Annotated in this window: 14 protein-coding genes; 7 read left to right on the top strand and 7 right to left on the bottom strand. The window is 74.4% G+C overall.

Annotated features, from left to right (window positions below; genetic code table 11):
- The first annotated feature begins 235 nt into the window (after nucleotides 1-235).
- The 6 genes from L6E17_RS17310 to L6E17_RS17335 all read left to right on the top strand — a co-directional run bounded on the left by L6E17_RS17310 (nucleotide 236) and on the right by L6E17_RS17335 (nucleotide 8,932).
- On the top strand, nucleotides 236-1,918 hold the full coding sequence (locus tag L6E17_RS17310; RefSeq protein ID WP_236241641.1) for a protein kinase: 1,683 nt from the start codon (nucleotides 236-238) through the stop codon (nucleotides 1,916-1,918).
- 780 nt (nucleotides 1,919-2,698) lie between these two features.
- On the top strand, nucleotides 2,699-2,923 hold the full coding sequence (locus L6E17_RS17315) for a hypothetical protein (protein WP_236241642.1): 225 nt from the start codon (nucleotides 2,699-2,701) through the stop codon (nucleotides 2,921-2,923).
- A 97-nt stretch (nucleotides 2,924-3,020) separates the two neighbouring features.
- Entirely contained in the window at nucleotides 3,021-3,695 is a 675-nt protein-coding gene (locus L6E17_RS17320; protein WP_236241643.1) for a PadR family transcriptional regulator, read from the top strand.
- 824 nt (nucleotides 3,696-4,519) lie between these two features.
- Entirely contained in the window at nucleotides 4,520-5,266 is a 747-nt protein-coding gene (locus L6E17_RS17325) for an ABC transporter ATP-binding protein (protein ID WP_236241644.1), read from the top strand.
- On the top strand, nucleotides 5,263-8,130 hold the full coding sequence (locus L6E17_RS17330) for an ABC transporter permease (protein ID WP_236241645.1): 2,868 nt from the start codon (nucleotides 5,263-5,265) through the stop codon (nucleotides 8,128-8,130). The genes L6E17_RS17325 and L6E17_RS17330 overlap by 4 nt, the downstream gene beginning before the upstream one ends.
- Nucleotides 8,131-8,389: 259 nt before the next feature.
- Nucleotides 8,390-8,932 (top strand): bacterial proteasome activator family protein, encoded by a 543-nt coding sequence (locus tag L6E17_RS17335; RefSeq protein WP_236241646.1) that lies wholly within the window; start codon nucleotides 8,390-8,392, stop codon nucleotides 8,930-8,932.
- A gap of 323 nt (nucleotides 8,933-9,255) precedes the next feature.
- On the opposite strand, the gene L6E17_RS17340 is transcribed toward L6E17_RS17335, so the two are convergent.
- From L6E17_RS17340 to pdhA, 7 genes are all read right to left on the bottom strand, one after another.
- Nucleotides 9,256-10,245: an NAD(P)H-quinone oxidoreductase gene (locus L6E17_RS17340; RefSeq protein ID WP_236241647.1), complete on the bottom strand. Its 990-nt coding sequence runs from the start codon at nucleotides 10,243-10,245 to the stop codon at nucleotides 9,256-9,258.
- A gap of 9 nt (nucleotides 10,246-10,254) precedes the next feature.
- Nucleotides 10,255-11,325 carry a TrkA family potassium uptake protein gene (locus L6E17_RS17345; RefSeq protein WP_236241648.1) on the bottom strand — a complete coding sequence of 357 codons (1,071 nt, stop codon included), beginning with the start codon at nucleotides 11,323-11,325 and terminating at the stop codon, nucleotides 10,255-10,257.
- Nucleotides 11,322-12,686: a molybdopterin molybdotransferase MoeA gene (locus L6E17_RS17350; RefSeq protein WP_236241649.1), complete on the bottom strand. Its 1,365-nt coding sequence runs from the start codon at nucleotides 12,684-12,686 to the stop codon at nucleotides 11,322-11,324. The genes L6E17_RS17345 and L6E17_RS17350 overlap by 4 nt, the downstream gene beginning before the upstream one ends.
- The gene (locus L6E17_RS17355) at nucleotides 12,683-13,537 is read right to left on the bottom strand and encodes an NTP transferase domain-containing protein (RefSeq protein WP_236241650.1); all 855 of its coding nucleotides are present in this window, start codon (nucleotides 13,535-13,537) and stop codon (nucleotides 12,683-12,685) included. The genes L6E17_RS17350 and L6E17_RS17355 overlap by 4 nt, the downstream gene beginning before the upstream one ends.
- A gap of 552 nt (nucleotides 13,538-14,089) precedes the next feature.
- Entirely contained in the window at nucleotides 14,090-15,481 is a 1,392-nt protein-coding gene (locus L6E17_RS17360) for a dihydrolipoamide acetyltransferase family protein (RefSeq protein ID WP_236241651.1), read from the bottom strand.
- On the bottom strand, nucleotides 15,481-16,485 hold the full coding sequence (locus tag L6E17_RS17365; RefSeq protein ID WP_236241652.1) for an alpha-ketoacid dehydrogenase subunit beta: 1,005 nt from the start codon (nucleotides 16,483-16,485) through the stop codon (nucleotides 15,481-15,483). The genes L6E17_RS17360 and L6E17_RS17365 overlap by 1 nt, the downstream gene beginning before the upstream one ends.
- Nucleotides 16,482-17,624 carry a pyruvate dehydrogenase (acetyl-transferring) E1 component subunit alpha gene (pdhA, locus tag L6E17_RS17370; RefSeq protein ID WP_236241653.1) on the bottom strand — a complete coding sequence of 381 codons (1,143 nt, stop codon included), beginning with the start codon at nucleotides 17,622-17,624 and terminating at the stop codon, nucleotides 16,482-16,484. The genes L6E17_RS17365 and pdhA overlap by 4 nt, the downstream gene beginning before the upstream one ends.
- 181 nt (nucleotides 17,625-17,805) lie before the next feature.
- On the opposite strand from pdhA, the gene L6E17_RS17375 reads away from it, so the two are divergent.
- The gene (locus L6E17_RS17375) at nucleotides 17,806-18,336 is read left to right on the top strand and encodes an Lrp/AsnC family transcriptional regulator (protein ID WP_374109070.1); all 531 of its coding nucleotides are present in this window, start codon (nucleotides 17,806-17,808) and stop codon (nucleotides 18,334-18,336) included.
- Nucleotides 18,337-18,631: the final 295 nt, after the last annotated feature.

Consider the following 18,631-nt stretch of genomic DNA (forward strand, 5'->3'; position numbering starts at 1 on the left):
ACGCTACAGCCTCCGCGCGTCGCCCCGGTCCGGGACGGACCGGCCATTCCACCGCCGAGTCGTACACCTGTGCAAATCGAGCGCCGTGTGATCCCGGCCCCATAACACTTACGAGAAGGTTCTTGCGCGTACGGTCACGGAACGGGCGGGCGGCTTGACGTGTCGGTGGCCTGGGGCAGACTTGGCCGCGTACATCAGGATCACCGCGGCCATGCGCGCGTAGGGGGAAGCACAGATGAGCCAGGACGGCGCCCGGGGCCGCTACGCGGGCGGTTCGGTCGCGAACGGCCGGTACCAGCTGCGGGACCTGCTGGGCGAGGGCGGCATGGCGTCGGTGTACCTCGCGTACGACAGCGCGCTCGACCGCCAGGTCGCCATCAAGACGCTGCACACCGAGCTGGGCCGCGAGCAGTCGTTCCGCGAGCGCTTCCGGCGCGAGGCGCAGGCAGTGGCGAAGCTCCAGCACACGAACATCGTGTCGGTCTTCGACACCGGCGAGGACACCGTCACCTTCGCCGACCCCGCGCAGGGCGACGGCGGCGTCATGCCGTACATCGTCATGGAGTACGTGGAGGGCCGGCCCCTCGGCTCCGTGCTCGCCGCGGACGTGCAGGCGCACGGCGCGATGCCCGCCGACAAGGCCCTGAAGGTGACGGTCGACGTGCTGGCCGCGCTGGAGACCAGCCACGAGATGGGCCTCGTGCACCGCGACATCAAGCCGGGCAACGTGATGGTCACGAAGCGCGGTGTCGTCAAGGTCATGGACTTCGGCATCGCGCGGGCCATGCAGTCGGGCGTCACGTCGATGACGCAGACCGGCATGGTCGTCGGCACGCCGCAGTACCTCTCCCCCGAGCAGGCACTCGGCCGGGGCGTGGACGCCCGCTCGGACCTCTACTCGGTCGGCATCATGCTGTTCCAGCTGCTGACCGGGCGCCTGCCGTTCGACGCGGACTCCCCGCTGGCCATCGCCTACGCGCACGTGCAGGAGGAGCCGCCGGTCCCGTCGACCATCAACCGGTCGGTGACCCCCGCCATGGACGCGCTGGTCGCGCGGGCCCTGAAGAAGAACCCGAACGAGCGCTTCCCCGACGCGGCCGCCATGCGGGACGAGTGCCTGCGGGTGCTGTCGGCGGGGCAGACCGGGGCGCCGGTCATCGTGCAGGGCGCGCCGACGCACAGCGGGGCCGGCGTGGGCTCGGCCGTCTTCCCGCCGGTCGACTACTCCGGCACCCCCGCGCCGGGCCCGCACGGGTCCGTCCAGACCCCGTACCAGCCGCCGCAGCACGTCACCCCGGCCCCCGGCCCGTACGGACCGCCGACCCCGGCGCCGACGCCCGCCCCGGCGGCCTACGGCTACCCGCACCAGTCCGCCCCCGCCCCGTACCCGACGCCGGCCCCGTCCCCGACCGCCTACACCGGCGGTGGCAGCGGCGGCAGCGGCGGCTCGGGCGGCAGGCGGAACCTGCCGGTCATCGTGGGCGCAATCGTGGTCGCCCTGATCGCCGTCGGCGGCGTGATCACCGCCCTCAACCTCAAGGACGACGACTCCGGCGGCGGCGCCGGAGCCGCCGGGGCAGCCCCGTCGCAGTCCGCGGGCGGGGCAGGAGCAGAGGAGCGGGAGCACAAGGGCCCGGACCTCGGCAAGACGATCGACGCCAAGGAGTGCACGGACCCCAAGGAGGCCAGCGGCGATCCCTCCAAGATCGAGCTGCCCGACTTCCGGTACAAGCACATCACCTCGGTGAAGGAGTGCATCCAGGCAGCCGGCTGGAAGATCACCCGGCAGATCCCGCAGGACGAGTCCGTGTACGGCGAGGGCGCCGTCATGGACCAGTACCCCAAGCAGCGCGAAGAGGTCGACCCGTCGGACGTCGAGTTCACCCTCACCGTGTCCACCGGCTACGCCGCCCAGTAACCCCGGACGGCACGACCGCGGGGACGGCGAGATGCCGGAGTGCGAGCGCTGTGTGACGCTGAGCGCAACGACACGGCGCCTCGTCACGGGAGGGGGTCCCTGGTGACTCCACCGCTCATCCCGTCTCGGGACGGTGCACGCGTCGTCTCTTCTCCGGAGGGGGCACGCGTCCCGCCTCCGGACGGTCCGCGCGCCTTCCCCTCGGCGGACGGTCCGCGCGTCTCCCCCTCGGCGGACGGTGCACGCGCGCGTGGCGCCGGGACCGCCCGCGGGCGGCGCGCACCGGGGGCAAGGGCGGGGGCGGCAGCGGCGGGCCTGGCCGCCGCCGTGTTCGCCGGGTGGCTGTCCGGGATGCCCGCCGCCTCCGCCGCCTCGGTGTCCACCACTGCCTCCTCCGCGGAGGCCCACGCCGAACGGAACCGGCCGACGACGGCGCCCAGCACCCCGCTCGCGACCGGCCCCGGCCCTGGCCCGAGCGGCGCCGGAGGACCGCCCGACCCCGGGCAGTCCGCCCCGGAGAGCGCATCGCCCGGCCCCTCCGCGTCCGGGGCCTCGCCCGAGGCGTCGCCGCCCGCCTCCCCCGCGCCGGACGCGCGGCCCGGCCCCTCCCTGCTGCCGTCGATGGCGGGGCGCCCGGAGGGCGTGGGACGGCCGCGCCCCGGACGCCGGCCGTTCCCCTTCCCGTCCTTTCCGAGCCCGTTCGCGTCCGACTCCGCCTCCCCCTCCGGCTCGCCGTCGGCCTCGGACTCCCCGCGCGGCAGCACGGCGACCGCGACTGCCGTGCACACCCACCGCGGCGGGCAGGCGTGGGATTCCGTCCCGAAGGCGGGGTCCCCCGGAGTCGTCCTGCCCTGGCACACCACCTCCCCGCAGCCCCGGTACGAGGGACCGCTGGCCACCGGGAGCACCGTCGACCGGCGGGTCCCCGTCCTGACCATGGGGCTCGGGCTGACCCTCATGGGCGCCGGAATCGGCTTCCTCGGGCTGCGCCTGCGCCGCGGCTGAGTGGCGGGCGCGGCGCCCGGGTCCTCCTTGAGGGGGACGCCCGTGGTCCATCCGCAGTCGGTTGTCTGCGACGGCATACCCGGTATACATACTGAGTATGTCGATCCGCCACGGGCTCCTGGCCCTCCTCGAACGCGGCCCGCGCTACGGCTCCCAACTCCGTACGGAGTTCGAGGCCCGCACCGGCTCCACCTGGCCGCTCAACGTCGGCCAGGTCTACACCACCCTGAACCGGCTGGAACGCGACGGCCTCGTCGCCCAGGAAGGCGAGGACGCCGCGGGGCACGCCCTGTACGTCATCACCGACCCGGGGCGGGAAGAGCTGCGCACCTGGTACGAGCGGCCCGTGGACCGGACCAGCCCCGCGCGCGACGAGCTCGCCATCAAGCTGGCCATGGCGGTCGGCGCCCCGGGCGTCGACCTCCGCGCGGTCATCCAGGCCCAGCGGCACCACACCGTGAAGGCCATGCAGGACTACACCCGCCTCAAGGCCCGCGCACTCGGTGCGCTGGAAGGCGGCGGCGCCGTCTCCGCCCGGGACCGCGACGACGTCGCGTGGCTGCTGGTGCTGGAGCAGCTGATCTTCCAGACCGAGGCCGAGGCGCGCTGGCTCGACCACTGCGAGGCCCGCCTGATCCGGCTGGCGGCGGCGGTGGCCGACGCGGGGGCGGAACCACCCGCGTCGGCGGCCGCACCGGGACCGGTACCGCCCCCTGCGGCGCAGGCGCCGTCCGCCACCCGGCAGGCGCGCGCGTCCTCAGGACGGACATAGGGCTCCTCGGGGTCGGACCGGGCCTGCCCTGTGAGCCCTCACAGCAGGACGCGGCCGGTCCTGGGAGCCCTTCGCGGCCGGCGGAGGGTCCTCGGGGCGTCGGAAGGCGCCTCTCGGCACGCGACCCGGCTTCGCGGCGACGGAGCTGCCTCGCGGCGGGCCCAGGGGCCGTGGGGCGTCGGAAGGCGCCTCCCGCCCGCCCGGCAGGCGACCCCGGCCTCGCGGCGACGGAGCTGCTTCGCGGCGGGCCCAGGGGCCGTGGGGGCGGCCCAGGGGCCTCGCGGCGGACGCAGGGGGCCTTCGGGGGCGGGCCTGACGCGCCCGGTTCGCGCAGGCGGCCTTGCGGCGGGCCTGGAGTGCCCCGGTGGCGCGCCGGCGGCTGCGGGCTGCGTGAAGCGCGGCTCGCGGCAGGCGCAGGCCGCCTCAAGACAGCGCGCAAGGCTCCACGCCCCGGGCCGGCCCAGGCGGCCGGGGCCAGCCCAGGCTGCCGGGCCGGATGCAGGCTGCCGGGCCGGATGCAGGCTGCCGGGCCGGATACAGGCATCGGCCCGCCGACCCACCGCCCCGCGGCCCCGCGGCCCTCACCGCCCCCGGACCCAAGGACTCACCGCCCCACCGCCCCCGGACGCACCAACCCACCGCCCCACCCGGACCCACGACCCACCACGACCACCACCGGCCCGCACCCCGCCCGCGGGCCCTGCCATCACTCACCGACCGACACCGCCCGTACCCGGCACCCGTCGCGGTACGCCAAGGGGGATCCTTCCTTGTCACCATCCACGCCACTCACGTCACAGCCGCCCCACCAGCCCGTCCTGCGGTTGAGCAAGCTGACCCGCGTCCACGGCAGCGGCGCCACGGAGGTCCATGCCCTGCGCGGCATCGACCTCGATGTCTTCCCCGGCGAACTGGTCGCCGTCATGGGCCCCTCGGGCTCCGGGAAGTCCACGCTGCTCACCCTCGCGGGCGGGCTGGACACTCCCTCCTCGGGCCAGGTGATCGTCGAGGGCACCGACATCAGCTCCGCCGACCGGAGCACGATCGCCGCGATGCGCCGCCGGAGCATCGGCTACGTCTTCCAGGACTACAACCTCATACCGGCGCTCACCGCCGCCGAGAACGTCGCCCTCCCCCGCGAACTGGACGGGACGTCCGCCCGCAAGGCCCGCACCGAGGCGCTCGCGGCCCTGGAGGAGATGAGCCTCGGCCACCTCGCCGACCGCTTCCCCGACGAGATGTCCGGCGGCCAGCAGCAGCGGGTCGCCATCGCCCGCGCCCTCGTCGGCGAGCGGCGGCTCGTCCTCGCCGACGAACCGACCGGCGCCCTCGACTCCGAGACCGGCGAGTCCGTGCTCGCGCTGCTGCGCACCCGGTGCGACGCGGGCGCCGCCGCGGTCCTCGTCACCCACGAACCGCGGTTCGCCGCCTGGGCCGACCGCGTGGTCTTCCTGCGGGACGGCTCGGTCGTCGACCAGACCGTACGCAGCGATGCGGAATCCCTGCTCACGGCACCCTCCGGCTCCCAGGGCGACCGGGGTCCGGCCGGTCAGGCGGGCGGCCCGCAGTGACGAACTGGTTCCACTCCTGGCGTGCCGCGGTCCGGATCGCCCGCCGCGACGCCTGGCGCTTCAAGGGGCGCAGCTTCCTCGTCCTCGCCATGATCGCGATGCCGATCCTGGGCGTGAGCGCCGCCGATCTGACACTGCGCAGCGCGGAGCTGTCCCCGCAGGAGAAGGCCACCCGCCTCCTCGGTGCCGCGGACGCCCGCTTCACCGACGCCCGGACGGGCGGTGCGGCCATCCTGCAGAGCCCGGACGGTGAAGTGTCCGCGCCGGTCCAGGATCCCAAGCCCGGGCAGCCGTATCCGGAGGGGTCGACGGACGTCGGCAAGGCCTTCCCGGCGGGTGCGCGGGTGCTGACCGACACCAGCGGCTACGCCAAGGTGAGCACCGCCCACGGCCTGCTCGGCGTCGACGTCCGGGAGATCAAGGCCGCCGACCCCCTCGCCCGGGGCATGATGCCGCTGCTGGAGGGGCGCTTCCCCGAGCGGGACACCGAGGTCGCGGTCACCGGCAGGTTCCTGAAGGACAGCGGGCTGGAGCTCGGCTCGCGGCTGACCGCCCGGGGCCTCGACCGGGAGTACGAGGTCGTGGGTGTGTACGAGCTCCCCGACGAGCTCACCTCCGTGCAGGTCAACGCGCTTCCCGGCGCCTTGCTCGCCCCGCTCGCCAAGGCCCTCGAAGCGGACAGCCGCTCCGCGTCGGACGCTGCCGTCAGCTATCTGATCGGCCTCGGCGGCGACAGCGCTTCGCGTGAAGGTTTCACGTGGAACATGGTCCAGGCGGCCAACGGCAAGGGCGTCCGGGTCGTGTCCCGCACGGTGCTGATCGACCCGCCCGACCGGGCCGACGTGCCGCTGTTCCAGAAGGAGGGCTGGGACTCGTACGGCAACTCCCCCGGCGCGGAGCGCCTCGCCCTGATGGCCGCCGCGACCGTCGTGGGCCTCGCCATGTTGGAGATCTGCCTTCTGGCCGGTCCCGCGTTCGCCGTCGGGGCGCGCCGCTCGCGCCGCCAGCTCGGCCTGGTGGGCGCCAACGGCGGCGACCGCCGCCACATCCGCTCCATCGTCCTGGCAGGCGGACTGGTGATCGGTGTCGCCGCGGCCGTGGTCGGGACGGTCCTGGGCGTGGTGCTCACCTTCCTCCTCCAGCCATGGCTGGAGGAGACCATCGGACAGCGCTTCGGGGCCTTCGACGTCAGGCCGCTGGAGCTGCTCGGCATCGCGCTGCTCGCCGTGCTCACCGGCCTGCTGGCCGCCATCGTCCCGGCGATCACCGCGTCCCGCGAGACGGTGCTGGCCTCGCTCACGGGACGCCGCGGCGTCCGCGGGAGCAACCGCGTGCTGCCCGTCATCGGGCTGGTCGCCACCCTGGTCGGTGCCGCCGTGGCGCTGTACGGGTCGGTGTTCAGCGACCGCTTCGTCATCGTGGCCGGCGGCAGCGCGCTCGCTGAGCTGGGCGTGGTCGCCATGACCCCGATGCTGGTGGGGCTGTTCGGCCGCGCCGGCCGCTGGCTGCCGCTGTCGCCGCGGCTGGCCCTGCGCGACGCCGTCCGCAACCGCGGCCGCACGGCGCCCGCCGTGGCCGCGGTCCTCGCGGCCGTCGCGGGAACCGTCGCCGTCGCCACCTACGCGAGCAGCCGCGACGCACAGGGCCTCGCCGAGTACGAGGCGCGGCTGCCGCACGGCGCCGTCGCCGCGATGGTGACCGAGGACGGTGGCCGGGACCTCCCGACGATCCGTGACGCCGTGCAGAAGAACCTGCCGGTCGACATCCGCGCCGACGTGTCCCGCGTCACCGTCGGCAAGGCGACCTGCGACCCGTGGGGCGGCGAGCCGGGCTGCGGCCGGCTGGAAGTGGTCATCCCCAAGGCGAACGAGTGCCCGCTGTGGAGCACCCCGGACGCCGAGGCGTCCTACTCGCGGGAGGAGCTCCGCGGGTTCGCCCGCGACTGGCGCTGCGCGTCGCGGGGCTTCGGATTCGTCCCCACGGACACCGGCCTCCTCGTCGGCGACGAAAAGCTGCTGGCGGTGCTCGGCGTCGACGACCCGGACGCCGCGAAGGCCCTGGCCGCAGGTGAGGTCGTCTCCTTCTGGAAGGCGCAGGTCGGTGAGGACGGCAAGGTCTCGCTGCGGATCATTACCGACACGGAGGAGGCCGACCGCGCCGCGGAGCAGGGCAAGGAGTTCGAGGGCGAGGTGCGGGCGCTCCCGGCCCACCAGCTGCCGGACGACGTCGCCTCCTACGGCGTCAACGCGGTGATGAGCCCGGCCACCGCCAAGGCGGCCGGTCTGACGACAGTGCCCCTGGGCTCGTACTACACGACGCACCAGCCGCCCAGCTCGGAGCAGAAGCAGAAGCTCGACGCCGCCGTGGCCAACTCCGGCATCTCCGTCGACCTGCATGTCGAAGAGGGCTATGTCAGCGAGTACGGCATCGTGCTGCTGGCGCTGACCGTCTTCGCCGGTCTGGTCACCCTGGGCGCGGCCGGCATCGCGACGGGCCTCGCGCAGGCCGACGCCGAGGCGGACCTGCGGACCCTGGCCGCCGTCGGGGCGCCGGACCGCGTGCGCCGCACCCTCAGCGGGTTCCAGTGCGGGGTGGTGGCCGCCATGGGCGTGCTGCTCGGCTCGGCCGCCGGGGTGCTGCCCGCCATCGGGCTGCGGCTCACCGAACGGCGCGAGGCGATGGCCTGGTACGAGGAGGGGCTCAACGCCGGATGGCTGGGCTCCGCACCCGTGCCGACCGTGCCGATCGTCGTCCCCTGGGCCACGCTGGGTGCCCTGCTCGTCGCCGTACCGCTCGGCGCGGCGCTGCTGGCCGCACTGCTCACCCGGTCACGGGGAGCGGTGGCCCGCCGCGCGGAGGCGTGAGCGGGACGGCCTCAGCGCCTGCGGCGGACCAGCGCCGGAGGCGCGGCCCGAGCGAGCTCCGGAACCGCAGCCGCAGCCGCAGCCGGAGCCCGAGCCGCTGAGCCGGACCCGGAGCCGCTGAGCGGGAAGCGGGGCGTGACCGCATCCGGCACGCGCGAGCAGGCGGCCGCGTGACCGCGTTGTGCCCCTGCGCGAGGGTGGATCACCGTCGTGCAGGGGCACACCGTGGGGTGACGTATCTGTACGAGAGAATGGCGGCATGGAGATGCCGAGGAATGAACGGTCGCAGGACAGCCCGCACGTCCTCATCGTCGGACAGGACGGTATGGCGCTCGCCGGTGAGCATGACGACGAGGTGCGCGAGGTCCCGGTCACGGACATGGTCGAGCAGCCTGCGAAGGTCATGCGGATCGGCAGCATGATCAAGCAACTGCTGGAGGAGGTGAGGGCGGCACCTCTCGACGAGGCCAGCCGCGTCCGGCTCAAGGAGATCCACCACAGCTCGGTGAAGGAGCTGGAGGAGGGCCTGGCGCCGGAGCTCGTCGAGGAACTGGAGCGCCTCTCCCTGCCGTTCACCGACGACGGAGTGCCGTCGGATGCGGAGCTCCGTATCGCGCAGGCGCAGCTGGTCGGCTGGCTGGAGGGCCTCTTCCACGGCATCCAGACCGCGCTGTTCGCCCAGCAGATGGCGGCGCGCGCCCAGCTGGAGCAGATGCGCAGGGCCCTCCCGGCAGGCGCGGGCGGCAGCGACGACGACCAGCCGGGCCACAACGCCACCCGCTCGGGCGGCCCGTACCTCTGACCTGGGCGGCAGCCCGGCTCGGGCGCTGGTCCGGCGCGCGCCGTGCCCCGGCACGTACGGCGGCTGCGGTGTGTACGGTGCCCGGCACGTACGGTGGCCCCGGCGCGTACGGTGCCCGGCACGGTCTCAAGCCCGTGCCGATCCCAGCCCGTTCGTGATCCGAGCGCGTACCTGATCCGGTCCCGCACTTGATCCGGTCGCGCACCGGATCCGAGCGCCCATCTGCTCAGGTCCATTCGGCGCCGCAACGGCCGCGGACCCGCCCTGCCGACAGAACGGCCCGGCACCCCCTCGAGAGGGGTGCCGGGCCGTCACGTTCCCCGTCAGCTCGCAGAGGGGCTGGTCAGCAGGACCTTGCCGACGTGCGTGCTGTCCTCCAGCACCCTGTGGGCCTCCGCCGCCGCCGTCATGGGAAGGACCCGGTCCACCACGGGCCGGACCCCGCCCGCGGCCACCAGCGGCCAGACGTGCTCCCGTACGGCGGCGATGATGGCCGCCTTCTCCTCAAGGGGACGGCTGCGCAACGAGGTCGCCGTGACGGCCGCCCGCTTGGCGAGAAGCGCCCCGAGGTTCAACTCGGCCTTCCGTCCTCCCTGGAGACCGATGACGGCCAGTCGGCCGTTGACGGCCAGAGCCTCGACGTTCCGCTCCAGGTACTTGGCGCCGATGATGTCGAGGATGACATCCGCCCCCGCACCGTCGGTCGCCTTGCGCACCTCCTGCACGAAGTCCTGCTCCCGGTAGTCGATGAGGACGTCCGCACCGAGTTCGGCGCACCGCGCCAACTTGTCGGGGCTTCCGGCGGTCACCGCGACGCGCGCCCCGACGGCCTTGCCGAGCTGGATGGCCATGGTCCCGATGCCGCTCGCCCCGCCGTGCACCAACAGCGTCTCACCGGGCCGCAGATGGGCCACCATGAAAACGTTGGACCACACTGTCGCGGCGACCTCCGGCAGCGCCGCCGCCGTGACGACGTCCACGCCCTTGGGCACCGGCAGCAGCTGTCCGGCAGGGACGGCCACCTTCTCGGCGTACCCGCCGCCCGCCAGCAGGGCGCACACCTCGTCGCCGACAGCCCAGCCGGTGACTCCGGGGCCGACGGCCGCCACCCGCCCCGAGCACTCCAGTCCCGGGTACACGGGCGCCCCGGGCGGTGGCGGGTAGAAGCCCTGGCGCTGGAGCAGGTCGGCGCGGTTGACGGCGGTGGCCGCCACGTCGACGAGGACCTCGCCCTCGCCGGGCACGGGATCGGGCACCTCGGCCCAGACGAGCGCTTCAGGGCCACCAGGTTCCGGAATCGTGATCGCATGCATGGCGCGAGGCTACTCGGAAGGCGCCGACGCGTTGGATCCGTTGACGGCACGCACGATGGTGATCACTCGGTCGGTGAGCTGGAGCGGACTGGCCTCAGGGTCGTCGTACCCGATGAGGCGGTGCCCGCGCAGCACGCTCACCACGAGGTCCTCGGTCTCGCGGACGCCGCGCCCGGCCTCCGCCTTGGTCACCGGCCGCTCGACGATGTCGAGTCCGGTGCCACGCTGGATCAGCCCCTCGATCACCGTGCCCGTGCTCGGGCTCAGGACCGACATGCCGAGCAGCCGCCCGGCCGCACTCGCGCTGGTGATGACCGCGTCGGCACCGGACTGGCGCAGCAGCGCGGCGTTCTCCTCCTCCCGCACCGCGGCCACGATCTTCGCCCCGCGGTTGAGCTGTCGGGCCGTGAGCGTGACGAGGACCGCTGTGTCGTCGCGCTGCGTGGCGACGATGATCTGTCCGGCCCTCTGCACCTGGGCCCGCAGCAGGACGTCGCTGCGCGTGGCGTCACCGAGGACACCGGTGAACCCGTCGGCGTTCGCGAGGTCGATCACCGCGCTGTTCGGGTCGATGACGACGACCTGCTCCTTCTTCAACCCGGTGGCGCTGAGCGTCTCCAGCGCGGAGCGGCCCTTCGTACCGAAGCCGACGACGACGGTGTGATCGCGCAAGGCGCTCCTCCAGCGTTTCTCCTGCCATTCCTGGCGGGTGCGTTCTGCGAGCACTTCGAGAGTGGTGCCGACCAGGATGATCAGGAAGACCACCCGCAACGGCGTCACGATCAGGACGTTGATGAGCCTCGCGGCATCCGAGACGGGCACGATGTCGCCGTAACCGGTGGTCGAGAGGGTCACGGTCGCGTAGTAGAAGGCGTCGAGAACGCTGACCTGCCCGTCGGCGCCGTCCTTGTAGCCCTCGCGGTCCAGGGAGACGATCAGGCTGGTGAACAGCAGGACCGCTGCCGCCAGCGCCAGTCGCTTGGCGACCTGGCGCAGGGGGTGCTGCACGATCCGCCGCGGCAGCTTGAGCTGACCGGTCAGCAGCCGATGCCCGGCCGAGCGCGGCTCCGGATGTTTCACGTGAAACCTCCGGTGGGGGACGGCGCCGAGACGACGGCCGATATCGGGCTTCTCCAGGGCAGTCCGAGGATCTCCAGGGCATCACCGGGTCTGGCACCGCCCCGCGGGACGACGGCCAGCCCGTCGGCGGCGGCGAGGCCCCTCAGCATGGCCGGGCCGTTGTAGTGCAGCGGCACCGCCTGCCCCGACCGGTGCACCACCGGGACGAGGCGCGTGTCTCGCGGATGCCCCTGTACCGCGTCGCGCACGGGAACGTGCGCCGGAGGCGGGGGGCGATGGCCGGTGGCCTCGCGCAGCAGCGGCTCGGCAAGCGTGAGCAGCCCGGACACGGCGGCCAAGGGGTTGCCGGGCAGCCCCACCAGGTGGCGGCCCTCGGCAAGGCGGGCCAGCAGCATCGGGTGGCCGGGCCGAACCCGCACCCCGTCGACGAGCAGCTCGGCGCCTGCCCAGCGCAGGACGGGATGGACGTGGTCCACGGGCCCTGAGGCGGTCCCCCCCGTCGTGATCACCAGCTCGGCGGCGGACCCGTCCACCGCCTCGTACAGCGCCTCTGCGTCGTCGCCGAGGCGGCGGGTACCCAGGACGTCGACACCGAGGGTCTGGAGCCACGGAGCCAGCATCGGCCCGAGCGCGTCGCGGATGAGCCCCTCGTGCGGGACGCCGGAGGCGAGCAGTTCGTCTCCGAGGACCAGGATCTCCACGCGGGGCCGGTCCAGGGTGGTCACCGCGTCGTATCCGGCCGCGGCCGCGAGTCCCAGCACCGCCGGGGTGACGACGGTCGCCGCGGGCAGCAGCGGCTCGCCCGCCCGGCACTCCTGGCCGCGGGGGCGGATGTCCTGGCCGGGCACCAGCTCCCTGAGCGCGTGCACATGGCGGCCGTCGGCATCGGTGCGTGAGTGCTCGCTCCGCAGGACCGCGGTGGTGTCGGGCGGGACGCGGGCGCCGGTGGCGATGCGTACGGCGGCGCCGTCGGGCAGGACCGGCGCCTCACCGCGTCCTGCCAGCAGGGAGTCGGCGGTGAGGACCTCCCAGGGGCCCGGCCCGGCGACCGCCCAGCCGTCCATGGCCGAGGTGTCGAACGACGGCAGGTCGGTGAGCGCGGTCAGCGGCTCGGCCAGCACCCGGCCGAGCGCCGTGCTGAGCGGCGTACGCACGGTGCCCGCAGACGTGCCGCGTCCTGCGCGGGCAGCGATGTCCCGGGCGCGCGCCCAGGGGGTCTCACCGTGCCCCGAGGCGTGTGAGGAGGCATGTGGGGGGTCCGTGGCCGGGCTGCGGGAGCCGCCGCGGTGCGCGGGTTCCCGAGAGGGCCGCCCCACCAGGGCGAGGGCGTCCTCGACGCCGTCGACGTCCGGCTCGGTCATCCGGCCTCGGTCCCGTCCGGGGTCTCCTGCGCCCAGCGGGCCGCGAGCGCGGCGGCCTTCCGCGCCGCCTCTGCCACGGCGTCGGGACCGCCGTCCTGCGCCCTGGCGGCGGCGTAGCCGACGAGGAAGGTGGTGAGAGGTGCGGCGGGGCGGGCGACTCCGTGGGCGGCGTCACGCGCCAGGTCCAGGAGGACGCCGGTGTCGACGTCCAGCTCGATACCCAGCTCGGCCTTGACTGCGGTGATCCATTCGTCCAGCACGGTTCCATGCTCCCTGATGCGGGCCCGGGCCGCGGCAAGGTCCTCCCAGGTGTCGCAGTCGAAGGACGCGAGCGGGCGGCCGGACACGCGGATGAGGTCGAGTTCCTGCGTCAGCAGCCGCAGGGGCAACCCGGAGAGGCGGCCGTGCTCGGTGGCGAGGAGGGCGATCTCGCGGCGCAGCGGTTCCGTGCGGTACGCGGCGACGAGCGGCTGGTCGCGGCCGTCCGCGTCCACGGCGAGCGCGGCCTCGGCGGGGCCCGCGTCGAGCGCGTCGACCAGGCCCCGCACGGTGGCGGTGTCGAGGAACGGCAGATCGCCGCCCAGGACCACGACCGCGTCCGCCCCGACGTGCCGTACACCGGCGTCGAGCGCGGCGAGCGGACCGCCTCCGGGAGGCTCCTCCCGGGCCCAGACGACGGGCCGCGCGGTGGCCCGGCGACCACCGACCACGATGGCCCGCCCGGCGTCCGCGCAGGCGTCGAGCACCCGGTCGAGGAGCGCGCGCCCGCCCACGCTCAGCGCGGGCTTGTCCGCCCCGCCGAGCCGCCGGGCCGCGCCGCCTGCCAGTACCACGGCATCAAATCGGGTCACGCGCCCAGTATGGTCACCCTCTCCACCCGACCGACCGGCCCCCCTCCGCCCTGCCCCCCTCGGCCCTCCCGTCCGGGACACGGCGACCTTTGAAGGCGCCTGATGGCGAACTCGTGAGGGCCGGGGACGGCTCCAGACCCGGGAAGCCCAGCCACGGCTCGGGGCCGCGGAGCACGGGGGCCGCTCGCACCCCGGGGAGTCCGAGGGCGGCTCGGGGCCCGGGGCGCGCCCGGCGAGGGCTCAGGCCCCGAGGAGCCCCGAGACGGCTGGGCCCGGGAGGCCCGAGGACGGCTCGGGCCCGGGGCGCCCGGCGACGTCTCGGGCCCCGGGAAGCCCGGCAGCACCTCGGGCCCCGGGAAGCCCGGCAGCACCTCGGGCCCCGGGAAGCCCGGCAGCACCTCGGGTCCCGGGAAGCCCGGCGGCACCTCGTCCGGGCAGCGCGGCAGCGCCTCGGGTCCGGGCGGCGCGGCGGCCGCCTTGGTCTTCCCGCTGCGGCACCCCCGCTGCCGGAGGTGTCCGGGCGGTACGCCACGCGGCGTACCGCCCTGCTGACTACAGGGTGCGCAGCAGGACCGCGGGCTGCTCGACGCAGTCCGCCACGTACCGCAGGAAGCCGCCCGCCGTGCCGCCGTCGCAGACCCGGTGGTCGAAGGTCAGCGACAGCTGGACGACCTGACGCACCGCCAGCTCTCCCTGGTGTACCCATGGCTTCGGCACGATGCGTCCCACGCCGAGCATGGCCGCCTCGGGATGGTTGATGATCGGCGTGGAGCCGTCCACCCCGAACACGCCGTAGTTGTTCAGCGTGAACGTCCCGCCCGTCAGGTCCGCCGGGGTCAGCGACCCCTTGCGGGCTTCCTCCGTCAGCCGGGCGAACTCGGCCGTCAGGGACTCCGCGTCGCGGGTGTGCGCGTCGCGGACCACGGGGACGACGAGGCCCCGTTCGGTCTGGGCAGCGAAACCGAGGTGGACCTCGGGCAGTCGGACGATCTCCCTCGCTTCCATGTCCACCCGCGAGTTGAGCTCCGGGTAGCGGGCGAGCGCGGCGGTGCAGATGCGGGCGAGCAGCGCCAGCAGGGAGATCTTCGTACCGCCCGCGGCGTTCATGGCGGCGCGGGCGGCCATGAGCTCGGTCGCGTCGGCGTCCACCCAGCAGGTGGCGTCGGGGATCTCCCGGCGGCTGCGGCTGAGCTTGTCGGCCACGGCACCGCGCACACCGCGCAGCGGCACCCGCTCGCCGGAGCCCTGCGCCGCAGGAGCAGCCGGAGCCGCCTGAGCCGCCGGGGCGGCCTGGGCGGACGGCTCCGCCCGTGCGGCGGACAGCCGCTCGACATCCGCCCGCAGGATCAGCCCGTCGGGACCCGAACCGCGCACCGTGCGCAGATCGATCCCCCGCTCCCGCGCCAGCTTCCGCACGAGCGGCGAAATCACCGGTATCGGCCCGTCCACGGCCGCCGCCCGCGGAGCGGCAGGCTCCGCCGGGGCTGGGGCCGGGGCGGTGGTGGGCGCGGGCGCCATGGGGGAAGCGCCCGCGCGCACCCGGCGCCGCCGCGCGGCGGGAGCGGAGGTGCCGTAGCCGACCAGCACGTTCCCGGAGCCCTCCGCGGCGGGGGCCGCCTTGCCGGCACCGTCGGCACCGTCGACAGCGGTGGTCCCGGTGGCCGGGCGGGCCGCCGCGGCGCCGTCCGGCAGGGCGTCGGCGCCGACCGCGACGGTCAGCAGCGGCGCGCCGACGGGCAGTTCCTCGCCCTCCTCGCCGTACCGGGCGGTGACCACACCGCCGTACGGGCAGGGCACCTCCACCATGGCCTTGGCGGTCTCCACCTCCACGACCGGCTGGTCGACCACCACGACGTCGCCGACGGCGACGAGCCACCGGACGATCTCCGCCTCGGTGAGCCCCTCCCCGAGGTCGGGCAGCTTGAACTCCAGCACCTGCGCCATCAGCTTCCCGCCTCCCACTGCAGTCGGGCGACCGCGTCGAGGATGCGGTCGACACCCGGCAGGTGGTGCCGCTCCAGCATCGGCGGCGGGTAGGGGATGTCGAAGCCCGCCACCCGCAGCACGGGAGCCTCCAGGTGGTGGAAGCAGCGCTCGGTGACCCGGGCGGCGATCTCGGCGCCGGGCCCGGCGAACCCGCCGGACTCGTGCACGACGACCGCGCGCCCGGTACGCCGTACGGACGCGCACACCGTCTCGTCGTCGAACGGCACCAGGGACCGCAGGTCGACGACCTCCAGGTCCCATCCCTCGGCCTGTGCGGCTTCGGCGGCCTCCAGGCAGACGGGCACGGACGGGCCGTAGGTGATGAGGGTGGCGCTGCGGCCGGTGCGCCGGACGACGGCGCGGCCGATCGGCTCCACCTGCGTCGGGGCGTCGGGCGACCAGTCGGACTTCGACCAGTAGAGGCGCTTCGGCTCCAGGAAGACCACCGGGTCGTCGGAGGCGATGGCGGCGCGCAGCAGGCCGTAGGCGTCGGCGACCGTGGCGGGTGTGACGACATGGAGCCCCGGAGTCGCCATGTAGTACACCTCGGACGAGTCGCTGTGGTGCTCGACACCGCCGATCCCGCCGCCGTACGGGACGCGGACGACGAGAGGCATCGGCATCGCGCCGCGGGTCCGGTTCCGCATCCGGGCGACATGGCTCACGAGCTGCTCGAAGGCCGGGTAGGCGAACGCGTCGAACTGCATCTCGACGACCGGCCGCAGCCCGTACATGGCCATGCCGACGGCGGTGCCGAGGATGCCAGCCTCCGCGAGCGGGGTGTCCGTGCACCGGTCCTCGCCGAACTCCTTGGCGAGTCCGTCGGTGACGCGGAAGACGCCGCCGAGCGTGCCGACGTCCTCGCCCATCACATGGACGGCGGGGTCCTCGGCCATCGCGTCGCGCATGGCGCGCTGGAGGGCTTGGGCCATGGTGGCGGGCTTGGCTGCCACGGTGGTCATCGCACGTCACCTTCTGCTTCGGCGGCCAGCTCGGCGCGCAGCTGGGCGGCCTGCTCGCGCAGCTGCCCGGTCTGCTCCGCGAAGACGTGGTCGAACAGGTCCATGGGGTCGAGTTCCGCGTCCGCGTTCATCCGCTCCCGCAGGCGCGCGGCCATGGCCTCGGCAGCGTCGGCGGCCTGCCGTATGCCGTCCTCGTCGAGCAGCCCGCGCTCCGTCAGCTCCTGCTCCAGGAGCCGGATGGGGTCGTGCTGCCGCCACGTCTCCACCTCGCCGTCCCCGCGGTAGCGGGTGGCGTCGTCGGCGTTGGTGTGGGCGTCGATGCGGTACGTCAAGGCCTCGACGAGCGTCGGGCCGCCACCCCGGCGGGCCCGGTCCACGGCCTCCGAGAGCACCTGGTGCACGGCGACCACGTCGTTTCCGTCGACCAGTCGGCCCGGCATGCCGTATCCGACGGCCTTGTGCGCCAGTGACGGCGCCGCGGTCTGCTTGGCCAGCGGGACGGAGATCGCGAAGCCGTTGTTCTGGACCAGGAAGACGACCGGCGCCTGCCACACCGCGGCGAAGTTCAGCGCCTCGTGGAAGTCGCCTTCGCTGGTGCCGCCGTCGCCGACCATCGCCAGCGCCACGACGTCGTCGCCCTTGAGACGGGCCGCGTGCGCGAGGCCCACCGCGTGCGGCAGCTGGGTGGCGAGGGGCGTGCACAGGGGTGCGACGCGGTGCTCGCGCGGGTCGTAGCCGGTGTGCCAGTCGCCGCGCAGCAGCGTGAGGGCCTGCACGGGGTCCAGGCCGCGCGCCACGGCCGCCAGGGTGTCGCGGTACGACGGGAAGAGCCAGTCCCGCTCCTCCAGTACCAGCGCCGCGGCCACCTCGCAGGCTTCCTGGCCGGTGCTGGACGGGTACACCGCCAGTCGGCCCTGCTTGGTGAGGGCGGTCGCCTGCGCGTTGTAGCGGCGGCCCCGCACCAGCTCGGCGTGGAGTCGGCGCAGCAGCTCGGGCGCGAACCCTGCCACGGCCTCCGTGCCGAGCACGCGGTGCGGCTCGGGGTCCGGGAGCAGCGGCGCGGGGTCGGTGCGCGGCTTCCACGCCGGCGGCGGCGTGGGCCGGTAAGAGGCCGCGCCGGGCAGCTCTTGGACCGTCATGACAGCACCTCCTCGTGGGAGTGGGCATAAGACCCGGGGGCGGCGCGCATGTGGCGCGCCTCACCTACCGATTGTTCGGTCGTGGAGCCAATTTGGCCACAGGCAGCCTCAGCCTGTGGACAAACGGTTCTGCACAGCCTGGGATAGAGGCAGGTCGTCCACAAGAGAGAGGTGGGGGGACATGGCAGCTGAACAAATGGCCCCGAGCTGGGACCGGGCGCCGCAGGGCGACGAGGACCAGGTTCCGGCGCCGCGCCCGCTCGACGCCATCGACCGCGACATCCTGCGGATCCTCCAGACGGACGGCCGGGCGTCGGTCCGGTCGGTGGCCGAGCGCGTGCACGTGTCCCGCGCCAACGCGTACGCGCGGATCAACCGGCTGATCGACGACGGAGTGATCCGCGGCTTCGGCGCCCGGGTCAACCACGAGCGCGCGGGGCAGGGCGCCTCGGCGTACATCACCCTCAAGATCGTGCAGAACTCCTGGCGCACGGTCCGCGAGAAGCTCCAGGCGCTGCCGGGCGCCGCGCACATCGCCCTGGTCAGCGGCGACTTCGACGTGCTGCTGCTGGTGCACACCCCGGACAACAGGACGCTGCGCGAGCTGGTGCTGACCAGGCTCCAGGCCATCCCCGAGGTGCTGTCCACGCGGACGCTGCTGGTGTTCGAGGAAACGGACCTCCACCGGAGGATCGCGGCGGACGAGATGTGACCGCCACCTGACGGGGCGGGGCCGCCGGGTGCCCGCCCGGCGGCCCCGCGTCCTTCCTGCCCCGGCCGCCGGTACGCCGTCCGACGGCCATCGGGCGCACGGGGGCTCCGCCGCTGACGGGCGGCCCCTCCGCTCGCCGCTCAGGGCGCCGCCCAGGGCGCCGCGCGTCTCCTCATCCGGGTGCGAGTTCCTCCACTGAGGTGCAGCCCGCGTTCCGCCGCCCGGCGAGCGGTCCGCGTACCGCGCCCGAAGTGGAAGCCGCCCTTCTGCCGCTCAGGGGGCGACGGGCGCTCCG

Origin of the sequence: Streptomyces sp. CC228A, assembly GCF_021390935.1 — a bacterium.
GTDB lineage: Bacteria > Actinomycetota > Actinomycetes > Streptomycetales > Streptomycetaceae > Streptomyces.

Excerpts from the sequence above, each read along its gene's own strand:
- L6E17_RS17310 (WP_236241641.1), top strand. The coding sequence starts at position 236 with ATGAGCCAGGACGGCGCCCGGGGCCGCTACGCGGGCGGTTCGGTCGCG.
- L6E17_RS17320 (WP_236241643.1), top strand. The coding sequence starts at position 3,021 with ATGTCGATCCGCCACGGGCTCCTGGCCCTCCTCGAACGCGGCCCGCGC.
- L6E17_RS17335 (WP_236241646.1), top strand. The coding sequence starts at position 8,390 with ATGGAGATGCCGAGGAATGAACGGTCGCAGGACAGCCCGCACGTCCTC.
- L6E17_RS17340 (WP_236241647.1), bottom strand. The coding sequence starts at position 10,245 with ATGCATGCGATCACGATTCCGGAACCTGGTGGCCCTGAAGCGCTCGTC.
- L6E17_RS17350 (WP_236241649.1), bottom strand. The coding sequence starts at position 12,686 with ATGACCGAGCCGGACGTCGACGGCGTCGAGGACGCCCTCGCCCTGGTG.
- L6E17_RS17360 (WP_236241651.1), bottom strand. The coding sequence starts at position 15,481 with ATGGCGCAGGTGCTGGAGTTCAAGCTGCCCGACCTCGGGGAGGGGCTC.
- L6E17_RS17365 (WP_236241652.1), bottom strand. The coding sequence starts at position 16,485 with ATGACCACCGTGGCAGCCAAGCCCGCCACCATGGCCCAAGCCCTCCAG.
- pdhA (WP_236241653.1), bottom strand. The coding sequence starts at position 17,624 with ATGACGGTCCAAGAGCTGCCCGGCGCGGCCTCTTACCGGCCCACGCCG.
- L6E17_RS17375 (WP_374109070.1), top strand. The coding sequence starts at position 17,806 with ATGGCAGCTGAACAAATGGCCCCGAGCTGGGACCGGGCGCCGCAGGGC.